Source organism: Pseudomonas antarctica, assembly GCF_001647715.1.
GTDB lineage: Bacteria > Pseudomonadota > Gammaproteobacteria > Pseudomonadales > Pseudomonadaceae > Aquipseudomonas > Aquipseudomonas antarctica_A.
Map to the genome: position 1 here is coordinate 1,178,954 of NZ_CP015600.1, position 22,579 is coordinate 1,201,532.

Sequence of the window (22,579 nt, forward strand, 5' to 3'; positions counted from 1 at the left end):
ATCCTATGATTGGACGAAAGCGCAAAACCCATGACAGACATCGCTCCTTTGATCAAACGCTCGCTGGTTGACCAGGCTCTGGAGCAGTTGCGCCGGCGCATCACCGAAGGCAGATGGGCCATCGGCGAGCGCCTGCCCACCGAGCCCGAGTTGTCCGCCGAGCTGGGCATCAGCCGCAACACCGTGCGCGAAGCCATGCGCGTGTTGGCGTTTTCCGGCTTGATCGAAATCCGCCAGGGCGACGGCAGTTACTTGCGCTCGATGAGCGACCCGCTGGGGGCGATGCGCGCGCTGTCCCACTGCACCCTGGAACAAGCGCAGGAGACTCGGCAGATTCTGGAAGTGGAGGCCATTGGGCTGGCGGCGCTGCGGCGTACCGAGGCAGACCTTCGCGCGTTGCGCGCAGCACTCAAGGCCAGCGCCGAGCTGTACCACGGTGACCTGGAGGCCTATATCAGCGCCGACCTGGTGTTCCACAAACACTTGGTCGATGCCGCCCACAACCCGTCCTTGAGCGAGCTGTACCAGTATTTTTCCGCCGTCGTCGGTGCCCAGTTGCGCCAGACCCTGAACATCTCACCGCGTCGCCAGGCCGTGTTCGACTTGCATATCGCCCTGCTCGACGCCGTGGAGCAACAAGACCCGGAACGCGCCAAATCCCTCTGCCGGCAGTTGATCAATGAACCTTGAAGCCAAACGCCCGACCGAACTCGAAGAACTGTTGATCGACGCCGAAGCAGACGACGAGGTGGTGCAGCACAATCACCCGATTGTCACGCGGCCGTGGCTGTTGCTGCTGGGCCTTATCCTGGTGGCGCTGAACCTGCGCCCGGCGCTGTCGAGCCTGTCGCCGCTGCTGGCCGAGGTTTCCCAAAGCCTCGGTTTGTCGGCCGCCAAGGCCGGTCTGCTGACCACCTTGCCGGTGCTGTGCCTGGGCCTGTTCGCACCGATGGCGCCGATCCTGGCGCGGCGCTTCGGTGCCGAGCGAGTTGTACTGGGGATTCTGCTGACGTTGGCGGGCGGGATCATTCTGCGCAGTTCGTTCGGTGAAGTCGGCCTGTTCGCCGGCAGCCTGATTGCCGGTGCGAGCATCGGCATCATCGGCGTCTTGCTGCCGGGTATCGTCAAGCGCGACTTCGCCAAACAGGCGGGCACCATGACCGGCGTCTATACCATGGCGCTATGCCTGGGGGCGGCGCTGGCTGCGGGCTCCACAGTGCCGTTGAGTCGCTACTTTGGTGACAGCTGGAACATCGGCCTGGGTTTCTGGATTCTGCCGGCATTGGTGGCGGCGCTGTTCTGGTTGCCACAGGTGGGGCACAAACACGGCGCCCATCAAGTCGCCTATCGCGTGAAAGGTTTGCTGCGCGACCCGCTGGCCTGGCAGGTGACCTTGTACATGGGCCTGCAATCGTCCCTGGCGTACATCGTGTTCGGTTGGTTGCCGTCGATCCTCATCGGGCGCGGCCTCACACCGACACAGGCGGGGCTGGTGCTGTCCGGTTCGGTCATCGTGCAACTGGCCAGCTCCCTCGCGGCGCCCTGGCTGGCTACGCGGGGCAAGGACCAGCGCCTGGCGATCGTGGTGGTGATGCTGCTGACCCTCGGCGGGTTATTCGGCTGCCTGTATGCGCCACTCGATGGCCTGTGGGGTTGGGCGATCCTGCTGGGCCTGGGGCAGGGCGGCACCTTCAGCCTGGCGCTGACCTTGATCGTGCTGCGCTCGCGTGATGCCCACGTGGCGGCCAACCTGTCGAGCATGGCCCAGGGCATTGGTTACACCCTGGCCTCCATGGGCCCGTTCGCGGTCGGCCTGGTGCATGACTGGACCGGCGGCTGGACCGCTGTGGGCTGGATCTTCGCGGTGATCGGCATTGGCGCGATCATCGCCGGGCTCGGCGCCGGGCGTGCGCGCTATGTGCAGGTCACCAGCGAAAAGCTCCAAGGCTAGAGATACACCACTTCCAGCGTGGCGGAGCCGTCCATGAGTGTCTCCACACTCAGGTCCAGGTTCTGCTTGGCGTTGATCACCGCCTCCAGGGTCAGGGTGCTGGTCAGGTTCTGGATTGCCGAAGGCCCGGCGGTGCTGCCGACCACATCGGTAAAGCCCAGCAAACTGTTGGCGCCGATATCGATGGGGTTGCTGTTGGACGTGCGCCATGCCAGGCCACCGGTGGTGGATTCGGTGCCGTAGGTCACCGCCAGGGCATCGGCCACGGTCTGCTTGGGATCGAACTTCACCGAATACACCCCGAGCTTGTTGCCCGCGCTGTCCAGCCCCAGCCCGTAATAGATCTCGCTGTTGACGTGAGCGGTGCCGTCGCGGTTATCGCGCATGCGCAGGGCGTAGCGGCCGGGGGCGTTGCAATTGACGGTCAGTGTCAGCGACTTGAGTGGCAGGCGCGTGCCCGTGGCCTGGTTGAGGTCTTTTTGAGAGATCTTGCCGAAGTCGATCATCCCGCCACCGGACAGCACGGGGGTGCAGGCCATCGGGGTTATTTCTCCGCTCACGGTCAGTTCAACGGTGGCGGCGGAGTGTGCTGCAGATACGCAGGCCAGCCACGCACAGGCCGTAAGAGCGCTCAATAGCGTTTTCATGGTTCAGTTCCTAAAGGTACTTCACGGTCAGGGTCACGGACCCGTCGATGGGCACTTCTTCGGTCAGCAGCAGTGTGTTGGCCGGGGCGATGCTTGGCTCGATAGACACAACGGCATTCAGCTGTTGTACCGGCGCCGGGGCATTGCCTGCCCTGATGGGCGTGAAGGCGGTAAGGAAGTGTGGCGACAGAATGCTTGTCGGCGACCAACTGGAGGAGTCTGTAGAGCCCAGGGGGTACATTTCGACGCCGTCGCCCACGATCGAATGGATGCCCAATTTTGTGGAGCCAAGCTTTTGGTTGCCGTTGATCAGACCCAGGCCGAATGTAGCTCCCAGATTGACGTCGTCGTAATTGGAGCCGAGGCGGTTATCCCTTGGCTCCAGGGCCAACAAGGTCGGCGCGTCGCAGTTGATTGCCAGTGGCAGGCCGTGAGCGGGCAACTGGGTGGGGGCATCGACGCTCAGGTCCCTGGCGGCAATTTTGCCCAGGTCATACACGCCACCATTGGACAGGCTGGGTGCACAGGCATTGGGGGTGATCAGGCCCGAAACGTTCAGGTCAACGCTGGAAGCTGCCTGGGCCTGCAAGCCTGTGACCAGGCAGGCAAAGGTGGCCAGAGAGATCAGAAAGGGTTTCATGGTGTGCTCCTATAAATAGTGAATTTCGAGAGTGCCCGAGCCATCCAGCAGCACCTGATTGCTCAAATCCAGCGAGCCCAGAGGCGCAATGACCGCTTCCAGGCTCAGCGTGGTGTTGAGCGTTTGAATGGCACTGGGGCCGCTGGTGCTACCGGACGTAACGCCAAAACCCAGGTAGCGATTGGCGCCGACGGCAGCGACGCCCGTACTGGCGCCACTCCATGGCAGTGCGCCGGTGGCGGAGTCGGTTTGAAAAACCTGGGTGAAACTGTCGGCAGTGGTGCGCGCCGGGTCGAACAACAACCGATAGCGGCCGATCTTCTGCTGGCGAGCGTCCAGGCCCAGCCCATAAGTGCTTTCATCGGCGATGCCGGTGGCCGAACCCTCGCGGTTGTCCTGCATGCGCACCGCAAAAGCGGTCGGCGCATCGCAGGTCACACTGAGCGACAAGGCACGTGAGGCCAGGGCGGTTTCCTTGTCGAGATTCAGGTCGCTGACCGACAGCTTGCCCAGCGCCACATGGCCACCGTTGGACAGGGTGGGCGTACACGCCGCCGGCGCAAATCGCGCTTGCAGGCGCAGTTCCCGCGAGCGGCCCGCAGCGAGGGCGTCGAACAGCCCGGCGGTGTCCCACGTCACGGCATCGCGCACGCGCGCGGCGTCCTCGCGGGCCCAGGCGCTGGCGTCGATCTGCACCGACAAGTTGCGTCCGATCACCGCGACGCCTCCGCGCATCGGCACGATGCCGTGGTCCGGTTGCCAGGGCAGTTGGGCGCTGACGGTGGCGGGCGGCTGGCCCTGGCCCGCAATCAAGCCAAGGTCCACCGCCTGACCGTCCAGCACCGCTTCGCTGATGCGCAGGCCGTAGCTGCCGCGTTCGGTAAAACGAAAGCGCTCGGGCCCTGCGCCCAGCCCGCGATAAAACACGCTCATGTCGGTGGGCTGCGGGCAGTTCAGCGTCAGGCTGATACGCCGCTCCCCCAGCAAGCGTTCGGGCGCGGGGACCAACGCCACGGCGCGGTTCATCAGGCCAAAGTCCAACTGCGCCTGGCTCAGGTTGAGCTGGCATTCTTCGGCGCCCCACGCCCCGCTGCTCAGCAGCACAAAACCCAAGGGATACAACGTGTGTTTCAGGCCCATGGTGAAAGTCCTCATGGCTGGCGGCACCGGGCCGGTGCGGTTTCGAAATACACCTCGGGGTCAGCGTCTTTCGGCAGTTCAAAGTCCAGGCGGCAACGTGGCTGCCCCGGCGCCTTGACCCACAGCGGCCGTGGGTCAAGCACGTCGGGCAGGAACACTTGGCTGCCTTCCTGCACCAGCGTAATGAACTCGCCGTCGGCGCTGCTCACGGTCGCCCCGCGTGGCAACGGTTGGCCGTTATCGGTGGTCACGTTCAGCAGCGCACGACGGGTAAGGGCCACGCCGAAGTGCACCTTGTCGACCGCCCCGCGCCCGGCGGCGATCACCGCCAGGCCGTTGTGGATATCGGCGTTGCGCGGCAACGAACGCGTCTGCACCTCCACCGGGCTGCGACCGTAAGGGCTGACTTGCGGCACCACCGCCTGGCCTTGCCAGTCGGTCCATACCGGGCCGCTTGGGGTGGTGACTTTGATCCCGGCCATCTCGCCCACCGACATCACGGCAAACGTGTCGCGCACCGGATACGGCGAGAAGGTCACGCCGTCGCCATGCAACACCATCCCACCGCGAGCGCCCCCTTGATAACTGGTGCGCTCGTCGTCGCTGCGGGTGTAGTTGAAATCAAGCTGGCTGTACCACGGCAGCGCCGACACGCCGAACGACGACTCCACTTCACGGTCACGGCTGTCGCGTTCCACGCCTACCCGGTAGCTCAGTTGGTCGTTGATTTGCTCACTCACGCCTGCACCGAGGCGATGTTCACCGCCGGTGTTACGTGCCCAGGCACGACCGCGTCGGCTTTCACCCAGCGGCACACTGATGTTCAGGTAAAGGCTGTCGTCATTTTGCTGGCGACCGCCCACTTGCCATTCGGCACTGGCTGACACCGAGACACGGCCAAAGCTGGTGCCCCAGGACGCCAGCGCGCGGCTGCTGCTTTCACCGTTATACGAGGCCGTGCGCGAGACGCCGGCGCTGAACGCACCCAACGCCGGATGTGTCCAGGATGCGGTCAGGCTTTGCTGGTCGCGGTAGCGCGTACGTTGTTGGTCCTGGCTATTGCCGACGTAGGTTGAGTCCTCAAGGTCGCGGTAACCCTGGGAGCGCCACGACCCTGCGGTGCCAACCGACCAGCTGTCATTCAAACGCTGGGACCAGGACAGGTCGGTCTGCACCCCGCGCTCTGTGCCCTCGCGCTTGGGGCTGGCTTGTGCCGCCTGCGCCGAGAACTGCAATTGGCTGTCTTGCCAGGGCAACCACCCCAGGCTCGCACCCGCCGAGCGATAGGCATCCGCCACCAGCCCGCCGGCGCTGACGCTGAGTTGCGGGTGCAGCGGGCCGCTCCAACCCGCACTGATTACCCAGGGTTCGCGGCCGTCGCTGTCACCGATCTGGCGCACGCGCCCTGCGGCCACCGAATAGCCCGGCGCCGGCAAGCCCAGGCCGAGCATGGCAGCGGGCACGGTAAAGCGGCGCTCTTCGCCGGTGGTTTCCTTGACCGTGACTTCCACGTCGGAGCGGCTGTTCAAACGTCGTACATCGGTGAGGGCAAATGGCCCGGCCGGCACCACGGTGGAGTGGATCAACGCGCCGTTCTGACGGATCTCCACCTGGGCCGGGCTGTTGGCGATACCGGTGATGGTCGCGCCCTGGTTCTGGTCTTGCAGCGCGGTTTCGGTCAGCACTTGGGCGCCGGTGATCTGCGTACCGGCCAGTACCGGGTTGTAGAGGCTGATTTGCCCTGCCTGCAACACCGCCTGTTGCTCGGCAAACGTGCGCTGGGCGTAGGCGTCCAGGTGGGTGGTGCGCGAACTGCTGTCCTGCCAGGTCTTCACCTGCCGACTGCGCACGATCCAGTCGCCGGCGTTAAAGCCGACCTCGGTGTTGGCCGAACCGAAGCGGCTGCTGTTGTCGCCAAACTCGTTGTAGAGGCCGGTCAGGTCGTAATTGAGCAGGAAGGCGTTGCCGCCGGTCTGGTAGCCAGAGATGTCCTGCTGGGCGGGGCGCAGTGCATCGGTCGGCACCACCAGGGCCAGGCCCAGGCCTGCAGGGTCTTGCTCGATCACGGTTTGCGGGTAGCGTTCGATAAAACGCTGGCAGGTGGGGGCGCCATCGTCATCGGGCACGGTGAGGTTGCCCGCATCCAGCAGGGCACGGTTGAAGCAAAGGCCGCCCTGGCGGTCGAACTCCACATCCACTCGCCCACGGCGCTGGCCGTTGATACTCAGGTTGACGGCATGCCGTCCTGCTGCAAAACGCGGGGCTTGCAGCAACAGGTTGGCCAGCTCCGGGTCGATGCCGCGCCGGGACAGCGTCTGGGGGTCGAAGGAACCGGCGATCAGCATCTCATCCGCCAGCACCGCCTCGCACGGCAGTGCGCCACCCAGGGTCAGCGCCAGCCCCGTCAGTAGTTTGCGTGCGCGGTGGGGTGAAACGCCAGGCGCGGCGCTGCCGTCGCGATCAGTCATTGCTGTGCTCACAAGGTCGTACTCAAGTGTGGTGGCTTTGGCAAGCCACTCTTTTTTATAGGGTGATCGGTGCTTCGTAAGGCGCCACGGCAAAGCCATACACGGTGGCCGGTTGCAGCTGCACGCGGTTAGCGTCGGTGCCCGTGCCGGTAACCGTCACGTTCAGGGTTTCACCCGGCAGCACATAGGTGCGCGGCAACAAGGCCGAACCGCTGCCGGGCAGCAGCCGCAGTTCCTGGGCCATGCGAACCACATAAGGGGTCGGGTTGTGCACGCTCAATTGGTGGCTGTTCAGGCGCCACTCCAATCCGGTCCAGGGTGTGCGGTTGGGCGCCAGGCCCTTGGGGTGCAGGATCACTGGCAGGTTCTGGCGCACCGTCACGCCCACCTGTGCGTGCCCGGCCTGGGCCGTCGAGCGGCCTTGGGGCATGCCTTCGAATATCGCCCGTTTCAAGCGTTGGGTGGTCAACGGCTCGGGCGATTGCAGGATGAAGCGGATGAGCTGGCTCTTGCCCGGTTCGACCCTGGCCAAAGGCGGGGTGACAAACAGCAGCGTCGCCGTGTCTTCGGGAATGTCTTCCAGCGTTACGTGCAGCAGGGCCAGCTTGTCGTCGGTGTTGGTCACGGTAACCGAGGCTTCGCCATCGGCCTCGTTGACGATGACCACCGAGGTGTCGGGCACCATGCCGTCGGCGAGTACCCACTCAGGGGCGCTGATCGCCAGCGCCAGCGCAGCGAAGTACAAACCTGCAAGGCGAGCGAAGGTGAAGGCTCGGGTGAAAAAGGGCAGGGCAGTCATGGTCACAAATACCTCAGGTCAAGCACGATGGAACCGTCCAGCGGCACTTCCTGACCGAGGGTCAAATAGGCGGCGGCATTGATGGACGTATTGATTTGCAGGGTGGCGTTCACCAGCCGATGGGGCTCCGGCACCAGCGTGCCTGGGCGGGCGAACCCCATATAGTTGTTCGGGAAGGCATTGGACTCGGGGAACCAGGTCTCGCCTTTGTTGCTGGAGGCCAGTACGAGTACGCGCTCGCCGTCACCCATGGCCTCGCGAAAGGCCAGGGCAATAGTGCCCAGCCGTTCGGTGGGCGCATGTATATTGGTGCCCAGGCCGTAATAAAATCCCGGCCCCAGGGAGGAGTCGGCGCGATTGTCCACGCCGACCAACACGAACAGCACGGCTTCGTTGCAGCTCACATTCAGGTCCAGTTCTTGAGTGGGCAGGACGCTGAACTCGTACTGGTTGAGGCTGCGCGCCGGCACCCTGCCGTGGTCGACGACACCGTCGGACGACAAGGTCGTGTTGCAGGCACTGGGGGTAATCAGGCCGCTGACGTTCAGCTCGGTGCTGGACGATGCCAATACCAGCGAGCTGGCGCCGAGCAGGTAAAACAGGGCAAGAAGGCGTGAAGAGAAGTGCTTCATGGGGGAGGTTCACCGGTTGCCTGGTTCAGTGTTGAGTACTTGACAAGGGCAGGCGTGAAGGCCTGCCGTTGTGCGATCTGGAGGCCGTTACAAGTAGCGCACGGTGAGGGTCACCGAGCCGTCGATGGCGACTTCGTTGGTGAGGGTCAGGTCGCTGGTTTTGGCGATGGTGGGCGCGATGTATAAGTCTGCGGTCCATAGCTGGACCGGGATCGGCGCATTGACGCCGGCTGCGCCTGGCGCATGGATGTAACTGCTCGTCAGGCTGATGCCGCCGTTGCTCCAAGTGACGCCATCGTCGTAAGAAACGACGGTAATGGCCGGTGCACCATCGGCGACTGGACTCAACAGTTTTAAACTCATATAGCCGAGTTTTTCCGTGTCGTTGATCAGGCCCAGACCGAACTCCAGGTAGTCGTTGTTCAAATCGGACCCTTCGCGGTTGTCCTTTGCCTCCAAAGCCACCAGGGTAGCGGCGTCACAGGTGACGGTGAATTGCAGCGTTTGGGCGGCCAGATCGGTCGACCTGTCAACGTTGAGGTCCTGGGCTGAAATCTTGCCGTAGTCCACGGCCCCGCCGTTGGACAGCGCCGGGGTGCAGGCACTTGGGGTAATCAGGCCCTTGACTGTCAGGTCGACACTGGATGCGGCCAATGCGTTGGCACTGCCGAGCAGCAGCAGGGCGGTGATTGCGGATTTGAATGCGGTGTTCATGGTGTGGGTTCCTGAGTAGGGAGACGAGAAAAAGGGCTTACCAATACTTGAGTTGCATCACGGCCAGGCCGTCGATGGGCACCTCGTCGAGCAAGGTCAGGTCGGAGGTGGGCACGATCGTGGTGAACGCCCGCAGCCGAGCGCTCAGGGTTTGCAGGGCCATCGGTGCGTAGGGGCCGCTTGTGGGGGCGAATGAGCTCAAGGCGGTGTGGCCCAGGTACGAAGAGGGGTACCAGCTCGCGCCGCCGTCGCGCGACAAAATGGCCTGCACCGGCACGCTGTCGGCCACCGGGTCGAACAGCCCGAACGCCACATTGCCGAGTTTCTGGTCATCGTTGACCATGCCCAGTCCTTGGTGCGCGGGGTTGAGCGCTGCGCTGCCGGCGCGGCTGTCCACGGTGGTCAGGGTAAAAAATGTCGGCCCTTCGCACTGCACCTGCAGGCTCATTTCCGCGACTGGCAGGCTGGTGGGCGTGTCCGCGTTCAGGTCCCTGGCCGTCAGCTTGCCGTGGTCGACGACGCCGCCGTCGGACAAGGTCGGCGTGCAGGACGCGGGGGTGATGATCCCGCTGACGCTCAAGTCCGTATTACTGGCGGCCAATACCGGGCCGGCGCCGATAATCAGCAGTGTCGCGGCGAGAGTAGAGAGGGGTCGAACCATAGCTTCACATCCTGTGGGTTAGAGGGGGTTTACCCGTCGTTCAAGTACGCGCCGGCCTGTTGAGTCACGCCGTGGTGGCACCCGCTTAAGGTGTCGACGCAGGCAAGGCGGCTTTCATATGTTTCAGGACTGCTCGCGGGCGGCGAACCGTCCCTGGCAATAGTGGGCGGTAATCTAGCGACGGGCTGGCGCCGGTGACATGCAACTATTACGACAATGGTGTCGGGGAGGGAAAAAGGACTGATTTATGTCAGATAAATGAACAGACAAATGTAGGTAAACAGTCAGTTTCGTAGTTGTTGTATCGCCAAGCACACATTTGAAGAGATAGGTTCTCTTTGCGATGGCGGTCATTTGTGCGTCAGAAGGGCGCTGCAAAAGTGCTCTGCCTTTGATTGTCGCGTCAGCGCTCCTCACCCCGTCCCATGCGATGTTCCTGGACCACGGGCGCTGCACCACCGACAACCACAACGAGGTGAGCGAGAGTGCTTTCGAGCGATGTCTCTTCGCAGCACGTTCCTTTGCATTTGTGCCCCCCGGATCACTGGAAACACATGGCGGTACTGGTGGCGGAAGATCACCCGGCCTATCGGGCGCTGTTGGGCTGGTTTCTGGAAAAGCTCGGGCTGGGCCACGAGGTGGTCGGGGATGGCTGTGAAGGTTTGGCCGCCATCACGCGCACACGCTTTGACCTGGTGATTACCGACTGCCATATGCCGCTCATGGACGGCTATGCCCTGGCCCGCGCGATACGCCTTCATGAGCAGGCGAACGGCCACCGACGGGTTCCGATCATCGCGCTTACCGCCAGCCTGCGGCTCGATGATCCCCGGCGTTGCCGCGATGCCGGAATGGACGCCTGGCTGCTCAAACCTCTGACATTTGCACACCTGTACGAGGTGCTTGGGTGTTGGCTGCCCGGGCCGCCTTGCAACATGTCGCCGCCCGAGTCCGGCAGCTCAAGGGGCTGGCCAACTCGAGCGGACATGATCCAGACCTTCGGCAGCGAACACGTGGTGAACCTGATGCTCGGCAGCCTGCTGCGCGAAGCTCGCAAGGACTGTGCGGCCCTGGCCCAAGCGCGCATTGCATCTGACACCCAGGTCGCGGCTGAGCGGCTGCACCGTCTGTTGGGAAGCCTGGCGTTTTTAGGCTGCGACGATCTGGAGGCGCGGGGGGGTGTGCTGATTGAGCGGGTCCGCACACAGGGCGTGGGGGCGAACCTGTCCAGGCTGGAGGCGTTTGAACATGACCTCAAACGTTACTTCGCTTATGTGAGCACGCTATGACGCTTCACTGGGTGGGCTGCGCTGTAGGAATTAATACCGTTGAACTGTAGTTTTTGGATGTGGGTAGTTTCCTTTTATTTTGTAAGTTTAAAGTCGTCCGCTATCTGGCATTGGGCGCGGCTGAAAAGTGCCTCCGCCGGGCGGTTGTTGATGAGCGCCGGTGGGGGTATTTTGCGCGAATTCAATTTGCCATCATCCGTGGGTAGCTATGCTTCGTGTAATTATTGCTGACGATCATCCCCTCGTGCGTATCGGGCAAAGGGTGGTGATTGAGGCGGGCGGTAAATGCAAAGTGGTCGGTGAGGCCGGCGGTCCCGATGAGCTGCTCAGCTTGTTGGCTGAGATCCCTTGCGACGTACTCGTGACTGACTTCGCCATGCCCGGCGGTCAGCAGCCCGACGGTTACTCGTTGCTGAGCCTGTTGCATCGCCAGTACCCGGAGTTGCCGGTGATTCTGGTGACGATGTTTGCCAATATCGCCACCTTGCGCGCTTCTTTTGCTCATGGCGCCCGAGCCATCGTGGCTAAAAAAGCCTCGGCCAAGGAGTTACCCCTCGCCATCAAGGCGGTGTGTGCGGGCCAGTCCTTTGCCAGTGAGTGCCTGCGCGAGCAACTGGTGGAAGCGGGTGCAGGCGATCAGTCGCAACAGCCGCAGTTGTCCGGTAAGGAGCGCGAGGTGGTGCGCATGCTGGCCAGCGGCATGACCGTCAGCCAGATCGCGGCACGGGTCAATCGCAGTATTTCCACAATCAGCAAGCAGAAAAGCACGGCCATGCAACGGCTGTGCATCTCGACGGATGTGGACTTGTTCGCGTATGCGCGTGCGGCGGGGATGGTGCCGTAGAAAGTTGCAGTTTTATGACGACTCATCACGTAAAAGCGCAGCGACCAGGATTCGTATTACTTGTATGTAGTTTGAACTAACAATTCTTTAACTTGTCACGGTCGCCCTGCCATGAGTGTGGTGGGGGGTATAACATTCCTGGTTTATTAGTTGAGTCGAACTTACAGGTTGGCGGCGTGCCTCTGTGCGTGTGTTTAACCTGCTAATAATCGACCGAAAGTGAGCATTACTATGCAACCCTCTCGTGTACTTATAACGGCTGCGCTTTTGTTGGCGGGTGTTTCCAATGTGATGGCCGCGTCCAGTGTGGACCTCGGTGTAGTGGGAGTGATAACGCCGTCGGCGTGTACGCCAACCTTGTCCAATAATGGGGTGGTGGACCACGGGAAAGTCTCGGTTCTGGACTTTCCCGAGTCGGGCAACAAGGCGTTGCCTACGGTGACGCTGCAGTTGGTGGTGACCTGTAATGCGCCGATGTTGATGGCCGTCAAGGCCACAGATAACCGTGCCGGTACAGCACTTTATCCTTGGCCGGAATATTTTGGTTTGGGCCTGGCACGCGGCGGTGAAAAGATCGGTATGTACATGCTGGTAATGGGCAATGCTTCCGCTGACGACGTACCGGGTATCGTGATCGACTCCTATGCGGAGGGTCGGTGGAGTAATGCAGAGGATACTTATTGGGCGGCAGGCGTGATGCGAACTGTCAGTAGCACGGGCTTGGCTCCCTTGCCATTGACAACCTTCAAGGCAGATCTGGAGGTGGAGACAACCCTCACGGACAAGAAGAATCTGCCAATTAGCGACGAAATCCAAATAGACGGCAACGCCACCTTGGACGTCGTCTACCTCTAACCCCGCCGGTATCCAATTAGTTGCGTCGAACTGACAGGCCGGCAGCGCGCTCCTGTGCGCCTGTTTAACCTGTAAATAATCGACCGAAAGTGAGCATGACTATGCAACCCTCTCGTGTACTTATAACTGCTGCGTTGTTATTGGCGGGTATTTCCAATGTGGTGGCCGCGTCCAGCGTGGACCTCGGTGTTGTCGGGGTGATAACACCGTCGGCGTGTACGCCAACCTTGTCCAATAACGGTGTGGTGGATCACGGCAAAATCTCCGTTCAGGACTTTCCAGATTCAGGTAACAAGCAACTGCCAACGGTCACGCTGCAGTTGGTGGTGACCTGCAATGCGCCGATGTTGATGGCTGTCAAGCCTACGGATAACCGTGCCGGCTCAGTGCATGTGAATCCTTATGGGGACTTTTTTGGTTTGGGCCAGGCGAGCGGTAATAAAAATATCGGTTGGTACCACCTGCTAGTGGCCAATGCTACCGCTGACGATACGCCTGCTGCCTTGATCGACTTCGTTCAAGGCCAGTGGATGGATGCAGAGAATACGTGGTGGGGGGTAGGTGTGATGCGTACGGTCAAAGGCGCGAGCTGGGCGCCGTTGCCGTTGACGACCTTCAAGGCAGATGTGTCTGTAGAGACAACCCTCTTGGACAAAAACACTCTGCCAATTAGCGAAGAAATCCAGATAGACGGCAGCGCCACGCTGGACGTCGTCTACCTCTAACCCGGCCGGTATCCAATTAGTTGCGTCGAACTGACAGGCCGGCAGTGCGCGTCTGTGCGTCTGTTTGGCCTGTTAATTATCGACCGAAAGTGAGCATGACTATGCAACCCTCTCGTGTACTTATAACGGCTGCTTTTTTGCTGGCAGGTATTTCCAATGTGATGGCCGCGTCCAGCGTGGACCTCGGTGTTGTCGGGGTGATAACGCCGTCGGCGTGTACGCCAACCTTGTCCAATAACGGTGTGGTGGATCACGGCAAAATCTCGGCTCAGGACTTTCCTGATTCAGGTAACAAGCACCTGCCAAAGGTGACGCTGCAGTTGGTGGTTAGCTGTAATGCGGCGATGTTGATGGCTGTCAAACCGACGGATAACCGGGCGGGCTCTACCTTTTATGATTATCCGGAATATTTTGGTTTGGGCCTGGCGAGTGGCGGTGAAAAGATCGGTTGGTACATGCTGGTAACGCGCAATGCTATCGCTGACGATATAACGCGCTCCGTTATCGAATCCGATGATGGTGAGTCCTGGAGGTTTGCGGATAATACGTACTGGGGAGTGGGCCGGATGCGCACTGCCCAGGGCATGGGTTGGAACCCCATGCCGTTGACGACCCTCAAGGTCGATCTGGAGGTTTACACCACCCTCATGGACAAGAACACTCTGCCGATTACCGAAGAAATCCAGATAGACGGCAGCGCCACAATCGACGTCGTCTACCTCTGACCCCACCGGGCATCACTCATTCCCAAGGCGAATAGCCATGGCTTTCCACCGCCGCGCGGACTATCGTTCAGCACCCCTGACCACCGTGCGAAACCTGCCCATGAGTGATGCCCACAACGCCCTGATCACCGAGTTCTACAGTGCCTTCCAACGCCTGGACGCCGACGCCATGGCCGCCTGTTACACCGACGACGTGGTGTTCAGCGACCCGGCCTTCGGCGAGCTGCGTGGCCGTGATGCCGGGGACATGTGGCGCATGCTCACTACGCGGGCCAAGGACTTTTCCCTGACGTTCGACCATGTACGCAGTGACGAAACCACCGGCAGCGCGCATTGGGTGGCGACGTACCTGTTCAGCGCCACCGGCAACACGGTGGTCAACGATATCGGCGCGCGCTTTGTATTCCGCGACGGCAAGATCTGCGAGCACCATGACCACTTCGACCTGTGGCGTTGGTCGCGCCAGGCGTTGGGCCTCAAGGGGCTGTTGCTGGGCTGGTCACCTGCGCTGAAAAACGCCGTGCGTGCGCAGGCACTTAAAGGCTTGAAGGCATTCCAGGCTGGTCGTTGATAAGATTGGCGCTCTTCTGGTTTGCCGAATAGACCCGTGACTGATCTTCCTGAACCCAAACCCTGGTTCGTCTACCTGGTGCGCGCCGCCAACGGCTCGCTGTATTGCGGCATCAGCAACGACCCGGTGCGCCGTTTTGCTTCTCATCAGAGCGGCAAGGGCGCGCGGTTCTTTTTGTCCAGCCCGGCGGTTGCGCTGGTGTACACCGAGCAATGTGCGAGCAAGGGCGAGGCGTTGCGCCAGGAACGGCTGATCAAAAAATTGAAGAAAAGCGCCAAGGAGTGCCTGGCGGCGAGCGGCTCATTGATTTGACTGATGGGTTCCCATCGCCCCCGCGCGTGTTTTTGCAGGCTAAGCTAGTGGCTCACTTATTGGGCGGAGCCTGGCATGTCTGAGTTGATCCTTCACCACTACCCGCAATCACCCTTCGCTGAAAAAGCCCGGCTGATGCTTGGGTTAAAGGGCTTGTCCTGGCACTCCGTACGCATCTCGCCAGTGATGCCTAAACCCGACTTGACGGCCCTGACCGGCGGCTATCGCAAGACGCCCGTGCTGCAAGTCGGCGCCGATATCTACTGTGACACTGCCTTGATCGCCCGCCGCCTGGAACAGGAAAAAGCCGCCCCGGCGCTGTTTCCCCAAGGCCTGGAACTGGTCACCCAAGGGTTTGCCGCCTGGGCGGACTCCGTGGTGTTTTCCCATGCCGTGGCGCTGGTGTTCCAGCCGGAATCCCTGGCCGTGAAATTTGCCAACGTACCCGCGCAAATGCTTCAGGTGCTGGTGGCCGACCGCAGCAAGTTGTTCAGCGGCGGCTCCGCAGCCCGCTTGCAGTTGGACCAGGCCAGGCATCAATGGCCGGCGATCATCAGCCGCATCGATCAGCAATTGCAGCACCAGGCTGGGGATTTCCTGTTCGGTGAACCGTCGATTGCCGACGTTGCCCTGGCCCATCCGCTGTGGTTCCTCAAAGGCTCTTCGGTGACGGCGCCGTTGGTGGATGCGTATCCGGCCGTTGCCGCCTGGCTGGACCGGGTGCTGGGCTTTGGCCATGGCACCGCCAGTGAGATGACTGCCGAACGCGCCCTGGAAGTGGCGCGCAACGCCACGCCTGCCGTCTTGCCTGACGAACGGTTCGAGGACTTGAACGGCTTCAAGCCCGGGCAACAGGTGACTATTTCGGCCACCGACTACGGCACCGATCCGGTGGCCGGAGAGCTACTGTTTGCCGGGCGTGAAGAGCTGATCCTGCGTCGTACCGACGAGCGCGCGGGCACCGTGCACGTGCATTTCCCGCGCCTGGGTTTTCGCATTCAAGCGCAATAAGTAAAAATATTTGCAAACAAAGGTGAGGTAAATCCACCGCTCAACCGTGTAGTGCTTGAAACTGCGATTAATTCGCATTAACAGCGTTTTCTACACGGGTTCTCACAGCATGAAGTCGACGGCGGGCGGTTGGGTAAAACAGTGGCTGGGAGCCTCGGTATTGACGGTGTCGGGGCTGGCGTTGCTGCCCCTGGCCGTGGCGCAGGCGCAGGAACAGCAAAGCGCCCAGTTCAACTTTGCGCTGGCAGCCAAACCGCTGCCCCAGGCCCTGAGCGAGTTCAGCCGGGTGACCGGCATCAGTGTGATCTACACCGACGAAGCGCCCTACGGCCTCAGCGCCCCGGCGGTCAGCGGGCAGATGAGCGCGACCCAGGCCCTGCAACGCCTGCTCGGTCATTCAGGCTTTACCTTCCGCCAGATCGACGCCCGCACCCTGGCCCTCGAGCCCGCGCCCACTGACGGCGCGGTCAACCTCGGCGCCACCACCATCAGCGGCGCCAGCCCGGCCCAGGACAGCACCAGCTACCAGCCACCGCCCACCAGCTCAGTGATGCGTTCCCATGGCCTGCTGTTGGAAACCCCGCAAACCGTCAACGTGGTGCCTGCCCAAGTGCTGCGCGACCAGACCCCGCGCAACCTCGATGACGCCCTCGCCAATATCAGCGGCATCACCCAGGCCAACACCTTGGCCAGCACCCAGGACGCGGTGATGCTGCGCGGTTTCGGCGACAACCGTAACGGCTCGATCATGCAGGACGGCATGCCGGTAGTGCAGGGCCGCGCGTTGAACGCCACCGCCGAGCGCGTTGAAGTGCTCAAGGGCCCGTCGTCGCTGCTGTACGGCATCCAGGACCCGGGCGGCGTGGTGAATATCGTCAGCAAAAAGCCCGAGTTGGTGCAATCCACCTCCCTGACCGCGCGTGGCTCGACGTTCGGCAACGGCAAAAACGGCAGCGGCGGCAGCCTCGACACCACCGGGCCCATCGGTGACAGCGGCCTGGCCTATCGCTTGATCGTCGACCATGAAGACGAAGATTACTGGCGCAATTTCGGTACCCACCGCGAGACGTTGGTGGCGCCGTCCCTGGCCTGGTACGGCGACACAACGAAGGTGGTCTTCGCCTATGAACACCGCGAATTCCTCTCGCCGTTCGACCGTGGCACCGCCATCGACCCCAAGACCAACCATCCGCTGAACATCCCCACGACGCGTCGCCTGGACGAGCCGTTCAATAATATGGAAGGCCGCTCCGACCTGTACCGCCTGGAAGTCGACCACGATTTGAACGACGACTGGAAAGCGCACTTCGGCTACAGCTGGAACCGCGAAACCTATGACGCCAGCCAAGTGCGCATTGTGTCGGTCAACCCTAACGGCACGCTGACCCGCAGCATGGACGGCACGCGGGGCGCGTTGACCACCGATCGTTTCGCCACGATGAGCCTGGAAGGCAAGGTGAACGTCGGTGGAATGCAGCATGACCTGGTGTTCGGCCTGGACGATGAGTACCGCAAGATCTATCGCGCCGACCTGATTCGCCAGGCGCAACGCAGCGCCTTCAACTACCTCAATCCGGTCTACGGCAAAGATGTGGAAGGCACCACCGTCAGCGCCAAGGACAGCGCCCAGACCGACCTGCTGCGCAGCGACTCGCTGTTCTTCCAGGACGCCATTCACCTGACTGACCAATGGATCCTGGTAGGCGGTGTGCGCTATCAGATGTACGACCAGTACGCCGGCAAGGGCGTGCCGTTTACGGCCAATACCAACGGCAATGGCCAGGCCTGGGTGCCGCGTGCCGGCCTGGTGTACCGTTACACGGATGAGTTGTCGTTCTATGGCAGCTACACTGAGTCGTTCAAACCCAACTCCACCATCGCCGCCTTGGCCGATGGCAGCACCTTGACCGGCGACCTCACGCCTGAGGAATCCAAGTCCTGGGAGCTGGGGGCCAAGCTCGACATCCCTGGGCGTATTACCGCCAGCGCAGCGTTGTTCAATATCGACAAACGCAACGTGCTGGTGTCGGTGGGTTCCGGCGCGAACACGGTCTACAGCATTGCCGGCCAAGTGAGATCGCGTGGCCTGGAGTTGGACGCCAGCGGCCAGTTGACCGACCAGTGGAGCGTGATCGGCAGCTATGCCTACACCGACGCCTTGGACACCAAGGACAAAGACCCGACCCTTGAGGGCAACCGCCTGCAAAACGTGGCCAAGCACACAGGCTCACTCTCGGCGGTCTACGACTTCGGCAATATTTTCGGTGGCGATCAACTGCGGGTGGGCGCAGGTGCGCGTTATGTCGGTGAGCGCGCTGGCGATGCCGCCAACGATTTCAACCTGCCTGGCTACACCGTCGCGGATGCGTTTGCCACCTACGACACCAAAATCGAAGGGCAGAAGGTCAAGTTCCAGCTCAATGTGAAGAACCTGTTCGACCGCACGTACTACGCATCGGCCGCGAGCCGGGTGTTTGTCTCGCTGGGCGATGCGCGGCAGGTGTCGGTGTCCAGTACCCTCCAGTTTTAATCGGTCAAGCGGGCTTCACAGAGTGAGCGGGGCGGTTGTGGCGAGCGGGCTTGCCCCAATGCCGTTCAGTCAAGCGAACGCAATGCTAAAAGCAGCGAAGATCAAATGTGGGAGCGGGCTTGCCCGCGAAGATGTCGGCCCAGCAAACATTGATGTTGACTGCCCCACCGCTTTCGCGGGCAAGTCGAATCGTCGCACCGCCGCTCCCACAGGGGATCTGCGCTTAACTGAACGGCATTAGGGCTTGCCCCGCGTTGGGCTGCGTAGCAGCGCCAAAACCAAGCGCTGCGGTGGGCCTGGAAACCGTGGAGGTCTTACAAGGGGCCGCTTTGCGCCCCAACGCGAGGCAAGCCCGCTCGCCACAAAGTTAAGGAGCTGGTAGCGTTGCCGCCACTGAAGACTTTGCGGGAAAACGGTACTGATGCAGTTGGGCAGATGGATACACACCAGCGCGATGCTGGTCGGCTTGAGTATTTTGCTGGGCGGCTGTGCGAGTGTCTCGCCGACGTCCACCCCGGCGACCCTGAATCAACTGCTGGCCGACCCGGCGCTGCACGGCGCCACGGTTTCGCTGATGGTGCGTGACGCCCGCAGCGGCACCACGCTCTACGAGCACAACCCACGCACACGGCTGGTGCCGGCCTCCAACCTCAAGCTGTTGACCACCGCTGCTGCCATGGACGTGCTGGGGCCGCAATACCGCTTCGCGACGCAACTGCTGAGCAATGGCATACGCCAGGGCGATCGCCTGACCGGCAACTTGTACCTGCGTGGCCTGGGCGACCCGACCATTCAGTTCGCCGACTACCAGGCTCTTGCGGCGCAATTGGCCAGCCAGGGCGTGCGCCAGGTGCAGGGCGACCTGGTGTTCGACGACACCTGGTTTGACGCCGAGCGGCTGGGTGTCGATTGGTCCCACGATGACGAAACCACCTACTACGGCGCGCAGATTTCGGCGCTGACCGTGTCACCTAACGCAGATTTTGATGCGGGCAGCGTACTGGTCACGGCCAAAGCGCCAGCGCGTGTGGGCCAGCCGGTGAATGTCGATATCTTCCCGCCGACCGACTACCTGCAATTGAGCAACCGCGCCGTCAGCGGGCCAGGCAACACCTATGGCATCAACCGCCGCCATGGCACCAATCTGCTGCAGCTCAGTGGCGCCGTAGCACCGGGGCGGCAAAGCGAACAATTGGTCAGTGTGTGGGAGCCGACGCAACTGGTGGCCAATCTGTTTGAACAGGCGTTGGCGCAGCAGGGCATTACGGTGCTGGGACGTCGAGTGATGGGCGGCGCCAGCCCGGCCACGGCGACGGTGCTGGCCGAGCACCAGTCGGCGCCGTTGCAGGAACTGATCACGCCGCTGCTCAAACTCTCGAACAACAACATGTCCGAAGCCCTGCTCAAGGCCATGGGCCGCAAGACGGCTAATAGCGGCACGGCGGCGGCGGGTGTGGTGGCGGTGGCCGGGTTTCTCAAGCGCCAGGGGCTGGACACGGCAACGCTGAGCCAGGTCGACGGTTCCGGCCTGTCACGGCGTAACCTGGTGTCGTCGCAAAATCTCACCGACCTGCTGCTGGCTGCGAGCAAACAGCCGTGGTTCAGCGCCTGGTACAACGCGCTGCCGATTGCCGGCAACACCGACCGCATGAGCGGTGGCAGCCTGAGTTATCGCTTGCGCGGCACAGCGGCTGAAAACAACCTGCACGCCAAGACCGGCTCCATGGGCGGCGTGTCGTCGTTGAGCGGTTACATCACCGATGCTCACGGGCGCCAGTTGGTGTTCTCGATGCTGACCAATAACTACGTGGTGGCCGGCGCGCAGGTGAAGGGCCTGGAGAACCGCGTGGCGGTGGCCCTGTCACGTTGGGACGATTGATTCAGGGCTGATAGCCCATCCGCCAACTCACGGCCCGGGTCGCGGCCAGCAAGCGCTGCGCCGCCGGGCCATCTTCATCGGCGTGGAACAGCGAGGTGGGGCCGACCACGGTCATCACCGCCGCCACGTGCCCGATTGCGTTGAACACCGGCGCCGACAATGCATCGACGCCGGGCATCAGCAAGCCATGCACAAAGTGCAGGCCACGGCTGCGGATCTGTTCACACGCGCTGGCGTAGGCCTGATCATCCGCCAGGGCATGGGCGATACCGGCCTGGATCTCACGCTCGCGCAATTCGACGGTCTCCCGCGAGGGTAAATAAGCGCTGAACACCAACCCGGTGGACGAGCTGAGCAGCGGCAAGACCGAACCCAACTGCGTCACCACCGTGATAGCGCGCACCGCCGGCTCGATGTGCACCACGGTCGCGCCCTGGTTGCCCCACACCGCCAAAAAGCAGGTCTCATTCAGTTCATCGCGCAGCTCCGCCAGGGGCAGGGCGCCGACTTTCAACACATCCATGCTGCCCAGCGCCGCCAGGCCCACGCGCAAGGCTTCACGGCCCAGGCCATAGTGGTTGGTGGCGGTGTTCTGTTCGGCAAACCCCGAGGCGATCAGTGCCTGCAAATAGCGATGGACCTTGCTCGCCGGCATCTGCACGTGTTCGGCCAGGCGCGACAGCGAGGTGGCCGGGGACAGTTCGGCGAGGGCCTTGAGGATATCGGTGCCCACTTCGGCCGAGCGGACTTTCTGTTTACCGGTGTCGCGGGGCTTTTCCATGGGGGAGCGAGAATCCGAGAGATGAATGGGCGTCTTTATAGCTTGACGGTCGATAGTGATCAAATTACGTTATGCGTAACTGGATTACGATAAAAACAACTTCCGTACTGAGGATGATCCATGAACCTCGAATACCTGTCGGGCTTCGGCAATGAATTCGCTAGCGAAGCCCTGCCCGGCGCGCTGCCCGTCGGCCAGAATTCCCCGCAAAAAGCGCCCTATGGCCTGTACACCGAACTGTTTTCCGGTACCGCCTTCACCATGGTGCGCAGCGAAGCCCGGCGCACGTGGCTGTACCGCATACAGCCATCGGCCAATCACCCGGCTTTCGTGAAGCTCGAACGGCAGCTGGCTGGTGGGCCGTTGGGCGCCGTGACGCCGAATCGCCTGCGTTGGAACCCGTTGGATATGCCCGGCGAGCCGACGGACTTTATCGACGGGCTCGTAGGCATGGCGGCCAACTCAGGGTCTGCAAACCCCTCTGGCATCAGCATCTATAACTACCGCGCCAACCGTTCCATGGAACGAGTGTTCTTCAACGCCGACGGCGAACTGTTGATCGTCCCCGAGCAGGGCCGGCTGCGCATCGCCACCGAGTTGGGCGTGCTGGACCTCGAGCCGCTGGAAATCGTCGTGCTTCCGCGCGGCCTTAAATTCCGTGTCGAACTGCTGGACGCCCAAGCGCGCGGCTACGTCGCCGAAAACCACGGCGCGCCGCTGCGCCTGCCGGACCTGGGGCCTATCGGCAGCAACGGCCTGGCCAACCCGCGTGATTTCCTGACGCCGGTCGCGCACTACGAAGACCTCAAAAAACCGACCACGCTGGTACAGAAGTTCCTCGGCGAGTTGTGGGCCTGTGAGCTGGACCATTCGCCCCTGAACGTGGTCGCCTGGCACGGCAATAACGTGCCGTACAAATACGACCTGCGCCGCTTCAATACCATTGGCACCGTCAGTTTCGATCACCCGGACCCGTCGATCTTCACCGTGTTGACCTCGCCCACCAGCGTACATGGCCTGGCCAACCTCGACTTCGTGATTTTCCCGCCGCGCTGGATGGTGGCCGAGAACACCTTCCGGCCGCCGTGGTTCCACCGCAACCTGATGAACGAATACATGGGCCTGATCCAGGGCGCCTACGACGCCAAGGCCGAAGGCTTCCTGCCCGGTGGTGCGTCGCTGCACAGTTGCATGAGTGCCCATGGTCCGGACGGCGAGACGTGCACCAAGGCCATCAATGTGGAACTGGCGCCGCACAAGATTGATAACACCATGGCCTTCATGTTCGAGACCAGCCAAGTGCTGCGCCCCACACAGTTCGCCCTGGAATGCCCGCAACTGCAAAACACTTACGACGCGTGCTGGGCCTCGCTGCCCGCCACCTTCAACCCGAACCGGAGATAAC

Annotated in this window: 22 protein-coding genes; 13 read left to right on the plus strand and 9 right to left on the minus strand. The window is 62.0% G+C overall.

What is annotated here, in order from left to right:
• Positions 1-30: 30 nt before the first annotated feature.
• Both A7J50_RS05085 and A7J50_RS05090 read left to right on the plus strand, forming a co-directional pair.
• On the plus strand, positions 31-690 hold the full coding sequence (locus A7J50_RS05085) for a FadR/GntR family transcriptional regulator (protein WP_064450812.1): 660 nt from the start codon (positions 31-33) through the stop codon (positions 688-690).
• Complete coding sequence (locus tag A7J50_RS05090; RefSeq protein ID WP_064450813.1) at positions 680-1,951, plus strand: CynX/NimT family MFS transporter; 1,272 nt, start codon at positions 680-682, stop codon at positions 1,949-1,951. Before A7J50_RS05085 ends, A7J50_RS05090 begins: the two co-directional genes overlap by 11 nt.
• Here the strand turns inward: A7J50_RS05090 and A7J50_RS05095 are convergent.
• From A7J50_RS05095 to A7J50_RS05130, 8 genes are all read right to left on the minus strand, one after another.
• On the minus strand, positions 1,948-2,598 hold the full coding sequence (locus A7J50_RS05095; RefSeq protein ID WP_064450814.1) for a DUF1120 domain-containing protein: 651 nt from the start codon (positions 2,596-2,598) through the stop codon (positions 1,948-1,950). The genes A7J50_RS05090 and A7J50_RS05095 overlap by 4 nt on opposite strands.
• 10 nt (positions 2,599-2,608) lie before the next feature.
• Positions 2,609-3,238: a DUF1120 domain-containing protein gene (locus A7J50_RS05100; protein WP_064450815.1), complete on the minus strand. Its 630-nt coding sequence runs from the start codon at positions 3,236-3,238 to the stop codon at positions 2,609-2,611.
• Positions 3,239-3,247: 9 nt separating this feature from the next.
• Complete coding sequence (locus A7J50_RS05105; protein WP_064450816.1) at positions 3,248-4,378, minus strand: DUF1120 domain-containing protein; 1,131 nt, start codon at positions 4,376-4,378, stop codon at positions 3,248-3,250.
• 11 nt (positions 4,379-4,389) lie between these two features.
• Positions 4,390-6,846 carry a fimbria/pilus outer membrane usher protein gene (locus A7J50_RS05110; RefSeq protein ID WP_082895825.1) on the minus strand — a complete coding sequence of 819 codons (2,457 nt, stop codon included), beginning with the start codon at positions 6,844-6,846 and terminating at the stop codon, positions 4,390-4,392.
• A 55-nt stretch (positions 6,847-6,901) separates the two neighbouring features.
• Positions 6,902-7,645 (minus strand): fimbria/pilus chaperone family protein, encoded by a 744-nt coding sequence (locus A7J50_RS05115; RefSeq protein ID WP_082895826.1) that lies wholly within the window; start codon positions 7,643-7,645, stop codon positions 6,902-6,904.
• A gap of 2 nt (positions 7,646-7,647) precedes the next feature.
• Entirely contained in the window at positions 7,648-8,277 is a 630-nt protein-coding gene (locus A7J50_RS05120; protein WP_064450818.1) for a DUF1120 domain-containing protein, read from the minus strand.
• A gap of 87 nt (positions 8,278-8,364) precedes the next feature.
• Positions 8,365-8,991 (minus strand): DUF1120 domain-containing protein, encoded by a 627-nt coding sequence (locus tag A7J50_RS05125; protein WP_064450819.1) that lies wholly within the window; start codon positions 8,989-8,991, stop codon positions 8,365-8,367.
• Between the two features lie 37 nt (positions 8,992-9,028).
• Entirely contained in the window at positions 9,029-9,652 is a 624-nt protein-coding gene (locus tag A7J50_RS05130; RefSeq protein WP_064450820.1) for a DUF1120 domain-containing protein, read from the minus strand.
• A 554-nt stretch (positions 9,653-10,206) separates the two neighbouring features.
• Between A7J50_RS05130 and A7J50_RS05135 the strand changes: the two genes are divergently transcribed.
• The 10 genes from A7J50_RS05135 (at position 10,207) to dacB (ending at position 20,393) form a co-directional block, all read left to right on the plus strand.
• Positions 10,207-10,941, plus strand: coding sequence for a response regulator (locus A7J50_RS05135; protein ID WP_082895827.1), 735 nt, complete (start codon positions 10,207-10,209; stop codon positions 10,939-10,941).
• Positions 10,942-11,149: 208 nt separating this feature from the next.
• Positions 11,150-11,785 (plus strand): response regulator transcription factor, encoded by a 636-nt coding sequence (locus A7J50_RS05140; protein ID WP_064450822.1) that lies wholly within the window; start codon positions 11,150-11,152, stop codon positions 11,783-11,785.
• Between the two features lie 231 nt (positions 11,786-12,016).
• Complete coding sequence (locus A7J50_RS05145; protein WP_064450823.1) at positions 12,017-12,640, plus strand: DUF1120 domain-containing protein; 624 nt, start codon at positions 12,017-12,019, stop codon at positions 12,638-12,640.
• Positions 12,641-12,735: 95 nt separating this feature from the next.
• Positions 12,736-13,365 carry a DUF1120 domain-containing protein gene (locus A7J50_RS05150; protein ID WP_237140889.1) on the plus strand — a complete coding sequence of 210 codons (630 nt, stop codon included), beginning with the start codon at positions 12,736-12,738 and terminating at the stop codon, positions 13,363-13,365.
• A gap of 95 nt (positions 13,366-13,460) precedes the next feature.
• A complete protein-coding gene (locus A7J50_RS05155) occupies positions 13,461-14,090 on the plus strand; it encodes a DUF1120 domain-containing protein (protein WP_237140890.1) in 630 nt (209 codons plus the stop codon).
• A gap of 100 nt (positions 14,091-14,190) precedes the next feature.
• Entirely contained in the window at positions 14,191-14,661 is a 471-nt protein-coding gene (locus tag A7J50_RS05160; RefSeq protein ID WP_064454859.1) for a nuclear transport factor 2 family protein, read from the plus strand.
• A gap of 36 nt (positions 14,662-14,697) precedes the next feature.
• Positions 14,698-14,973, plus strand: coding sequence for a GIY-YIG nuclease family protein (locus A7J50_RS05165; protein WP_025855645.1), 276 nt, complete (start codon positions 14,698-14,700; stop codon positions 14,971-14,973).
• A 75-nt stretch (positions 14,974-15,048) separates the two neighbouring features.
• Entirely contained in the window at positions 15,049-15,984 is a 936-nt protein-coding gene (locus tag A7J50_RS05170) for a glutathione S-transferase family protein (RefSeq protein WP_064450826.1), read from the plus strand.
• 109 nt (positions 15,985-16,093) lie between these two features.
• Positions 16,094-18,514: a TonB-dependent siderophore receptor gene (locus tag A7J50_RS05175; protein WP_064450827.1), complete on the plus strand. Its 2,421-nt coding sequence runs from the start codon at positions 16,094-16,096 to the stop codon at positions 18,512-18,514.
• 421 nt (positions 18,515-18,935) lie between these two features.
• Positions 18,936-20,393 carry a D-alanyl-D-alanine carboxypeptidase/D-alanyl-D-alanine-endopeptidase gene (gene dacB / locus A7J50_RS05180; protein ID WP_064450828.1) on the plus strand — a complete coding sequence of 486 codons (1,458 nt, stop codon included), beginning with the start codon at positions 18,936-18,938 and terminating at the stop codon, positions 20,391-20,393.
• Position 20,394: 1 nt separating this feature from the next.
• On the opposite strand, the gene A7J50_RS05185 is transcribed toward dacB, so the two are convergent.
• Entirely contained in the window at positions 20,395-21,174 is a 780-nt protein-coding gene (locus tag A7J50_RS05185) for an IclR family transcriptional regulator (protein ID WP_064450829.1), read from the minus strand.
• 120 nt (positions 21,175-21,294) lie between these two features.
• Between A7J50_RS05185 and hmgA the strand changes: the two genes are divergently transcribed.
• Positions 21,295-22,578, plus strand: coding sequence for a homogentisate 1,2-dioxygenase (gene hmgA / locus A7J50_RS05190; RefSeq protein ID WP_064450830.1), 1,284 nt, complete (start codon positions 21,295-21,297; stop codon positions 22,576-22,578).
• Position 22,579 lies beyond the last annotated feature (1 nt).

Coding starts and splice junctions, on each gene's coding strand:
- A7J50_RS05085 (WP_064450812.1), top strand. CDS start 31: ATGACAGACATCGCTCCTTTGATCAAACGCTCGCTGGTTGACCAGGCT.
- A7J50_RS05090 (WP_064450813.1), top strand. CDS start 680: ATGAACCTTGAAGCCAAACGCCCGACCGAACTCGAAGAACTGTTGATC.
- A7J50_RS05095 (WP_064450814.1), bottom strand. CDS start 2,598: ATGAAAACGCTATTGAGCGCTCTTACGGCCTGTGCGTGGCTGGCCTGC.
- A7J50_RS05100 (WP_064450815.1), bottom strand. CDS start 3,238: ATGAAACCCTTTCTGATCTCTCTGGCCACCTTTGCCTGCCTGGTCACA.
- A7J50_RS05105 (WP_064450816.1), bottom strand. CDS start 4,378: ATGGGCCTGAAACACACGTTGTATCCCTTGGGTTTTGTGCTGCTGAGC.
- A7J50_RS05110 (WP_082895825.1), bottom strand. CDS start 6,846: ATGACTGATCGCGACGGCAGCGCCGCGCCTGGCGTTTCACCCCACCGC.
- A7J50_RS05115 (WP_082895826.1), bottom strand. CDS start 7,645: ATGACTGCCCTGCCCTTTTTCACCCGAGCCTTCACCTTCGCTCGCCTT.
- A7J50_RS05120 (WP_064450818.1), bottom strand. CDS start 8,277: ATGAAGCACTTCTCTTCACGCCTTCTTGCCCTGTTTTACCTGCTCGGC.
- A7J50_RS05125 (WP_064450819.1), bottom strand. CDS start 8,991: ATGAACACCGCATTCAAATCCGCAATCACCGCCCTGCTGCTGCTCGGC.
- A7J50_RS05130 (WP_064450820.1), bottom strand. CDS start 9,652: ATGGTTCGACCCCTCTCTACTCTCGCCGCGACACTGCTGATTATCGGC.
- A7J50_RS05135 (WP_082895827.1), top strand. CDS start 10,207: ATGGCGGTACTGGTGGCGGAAGATCACCCGGCCTATCGGGCGCTGTTG.
- A7J50_RS05140 (WP_064450822.1), top strand. CDS start 11,150: ATGCTTCGTGTAATTATTGCTGACGATCATCCCCTCGTGCGTATCGGG.
- A7J50_RS05145 (WP_064450823.1), top strand. CDS start 12,017: ATGCAACCCTCTCGTGTACTTATAACGGCTGCGCTTTTGTTGGCGGGT.
- A7J50_RS05150 (WP_237140889.1), top strand. CDS start 12,736: ATGACTATGCAACCCTCTCGTGTACTTATAACTGCTGCGTTGTTATTG.
- A7J50_RS05155 (WP_237140890.1), top strand. CDS start 13,461: ATGACTATGCAACCCTCTCGTGTACTTATAACGGCTGCTTTTTTGCTG.
- A7J50_RS05160 (WP_064454859.1), top strand. CDS start 14,191: ATGAGTGATGCCCACAACGCCCTGATCACCGAGTTCTACAGTGCCTTC.
- A7J50_RS05170 (WP_064450826.1), top strand. CDS start 15,049: ATGTCTGAGTTGATCCTTCACCACTACCCGCAATCACCCTTCGCTGAA.
- A7J50_RS05175 (WP_064450827.1), top strand. CDS start 16,094: ATGAAGTCGACGGCGGGCGGTTGGGTAAAACAGTGGCTGGGAGCCTCG.
- dacB (WP_064450828.1), top strand. CDS start 18,936: ATGCAGTTGGGCAGATGGATACACACCAGCGCGATGCTGGTCGGCTTG.
- A7J50_RS05185 (WP_064450829.1), bottom strand. CDS start 21,174: ATGGAAAAGCCCCGCGACACCGGTAAACAGAAAGTCCGCTCGGCCGAA.
- hmgA (WP_064450830.1), top strand. CDS start 21,295: ATGAACCTCGAATACCTGTCGGGCTTCGGCAATGAATTCGCTAGCGAA.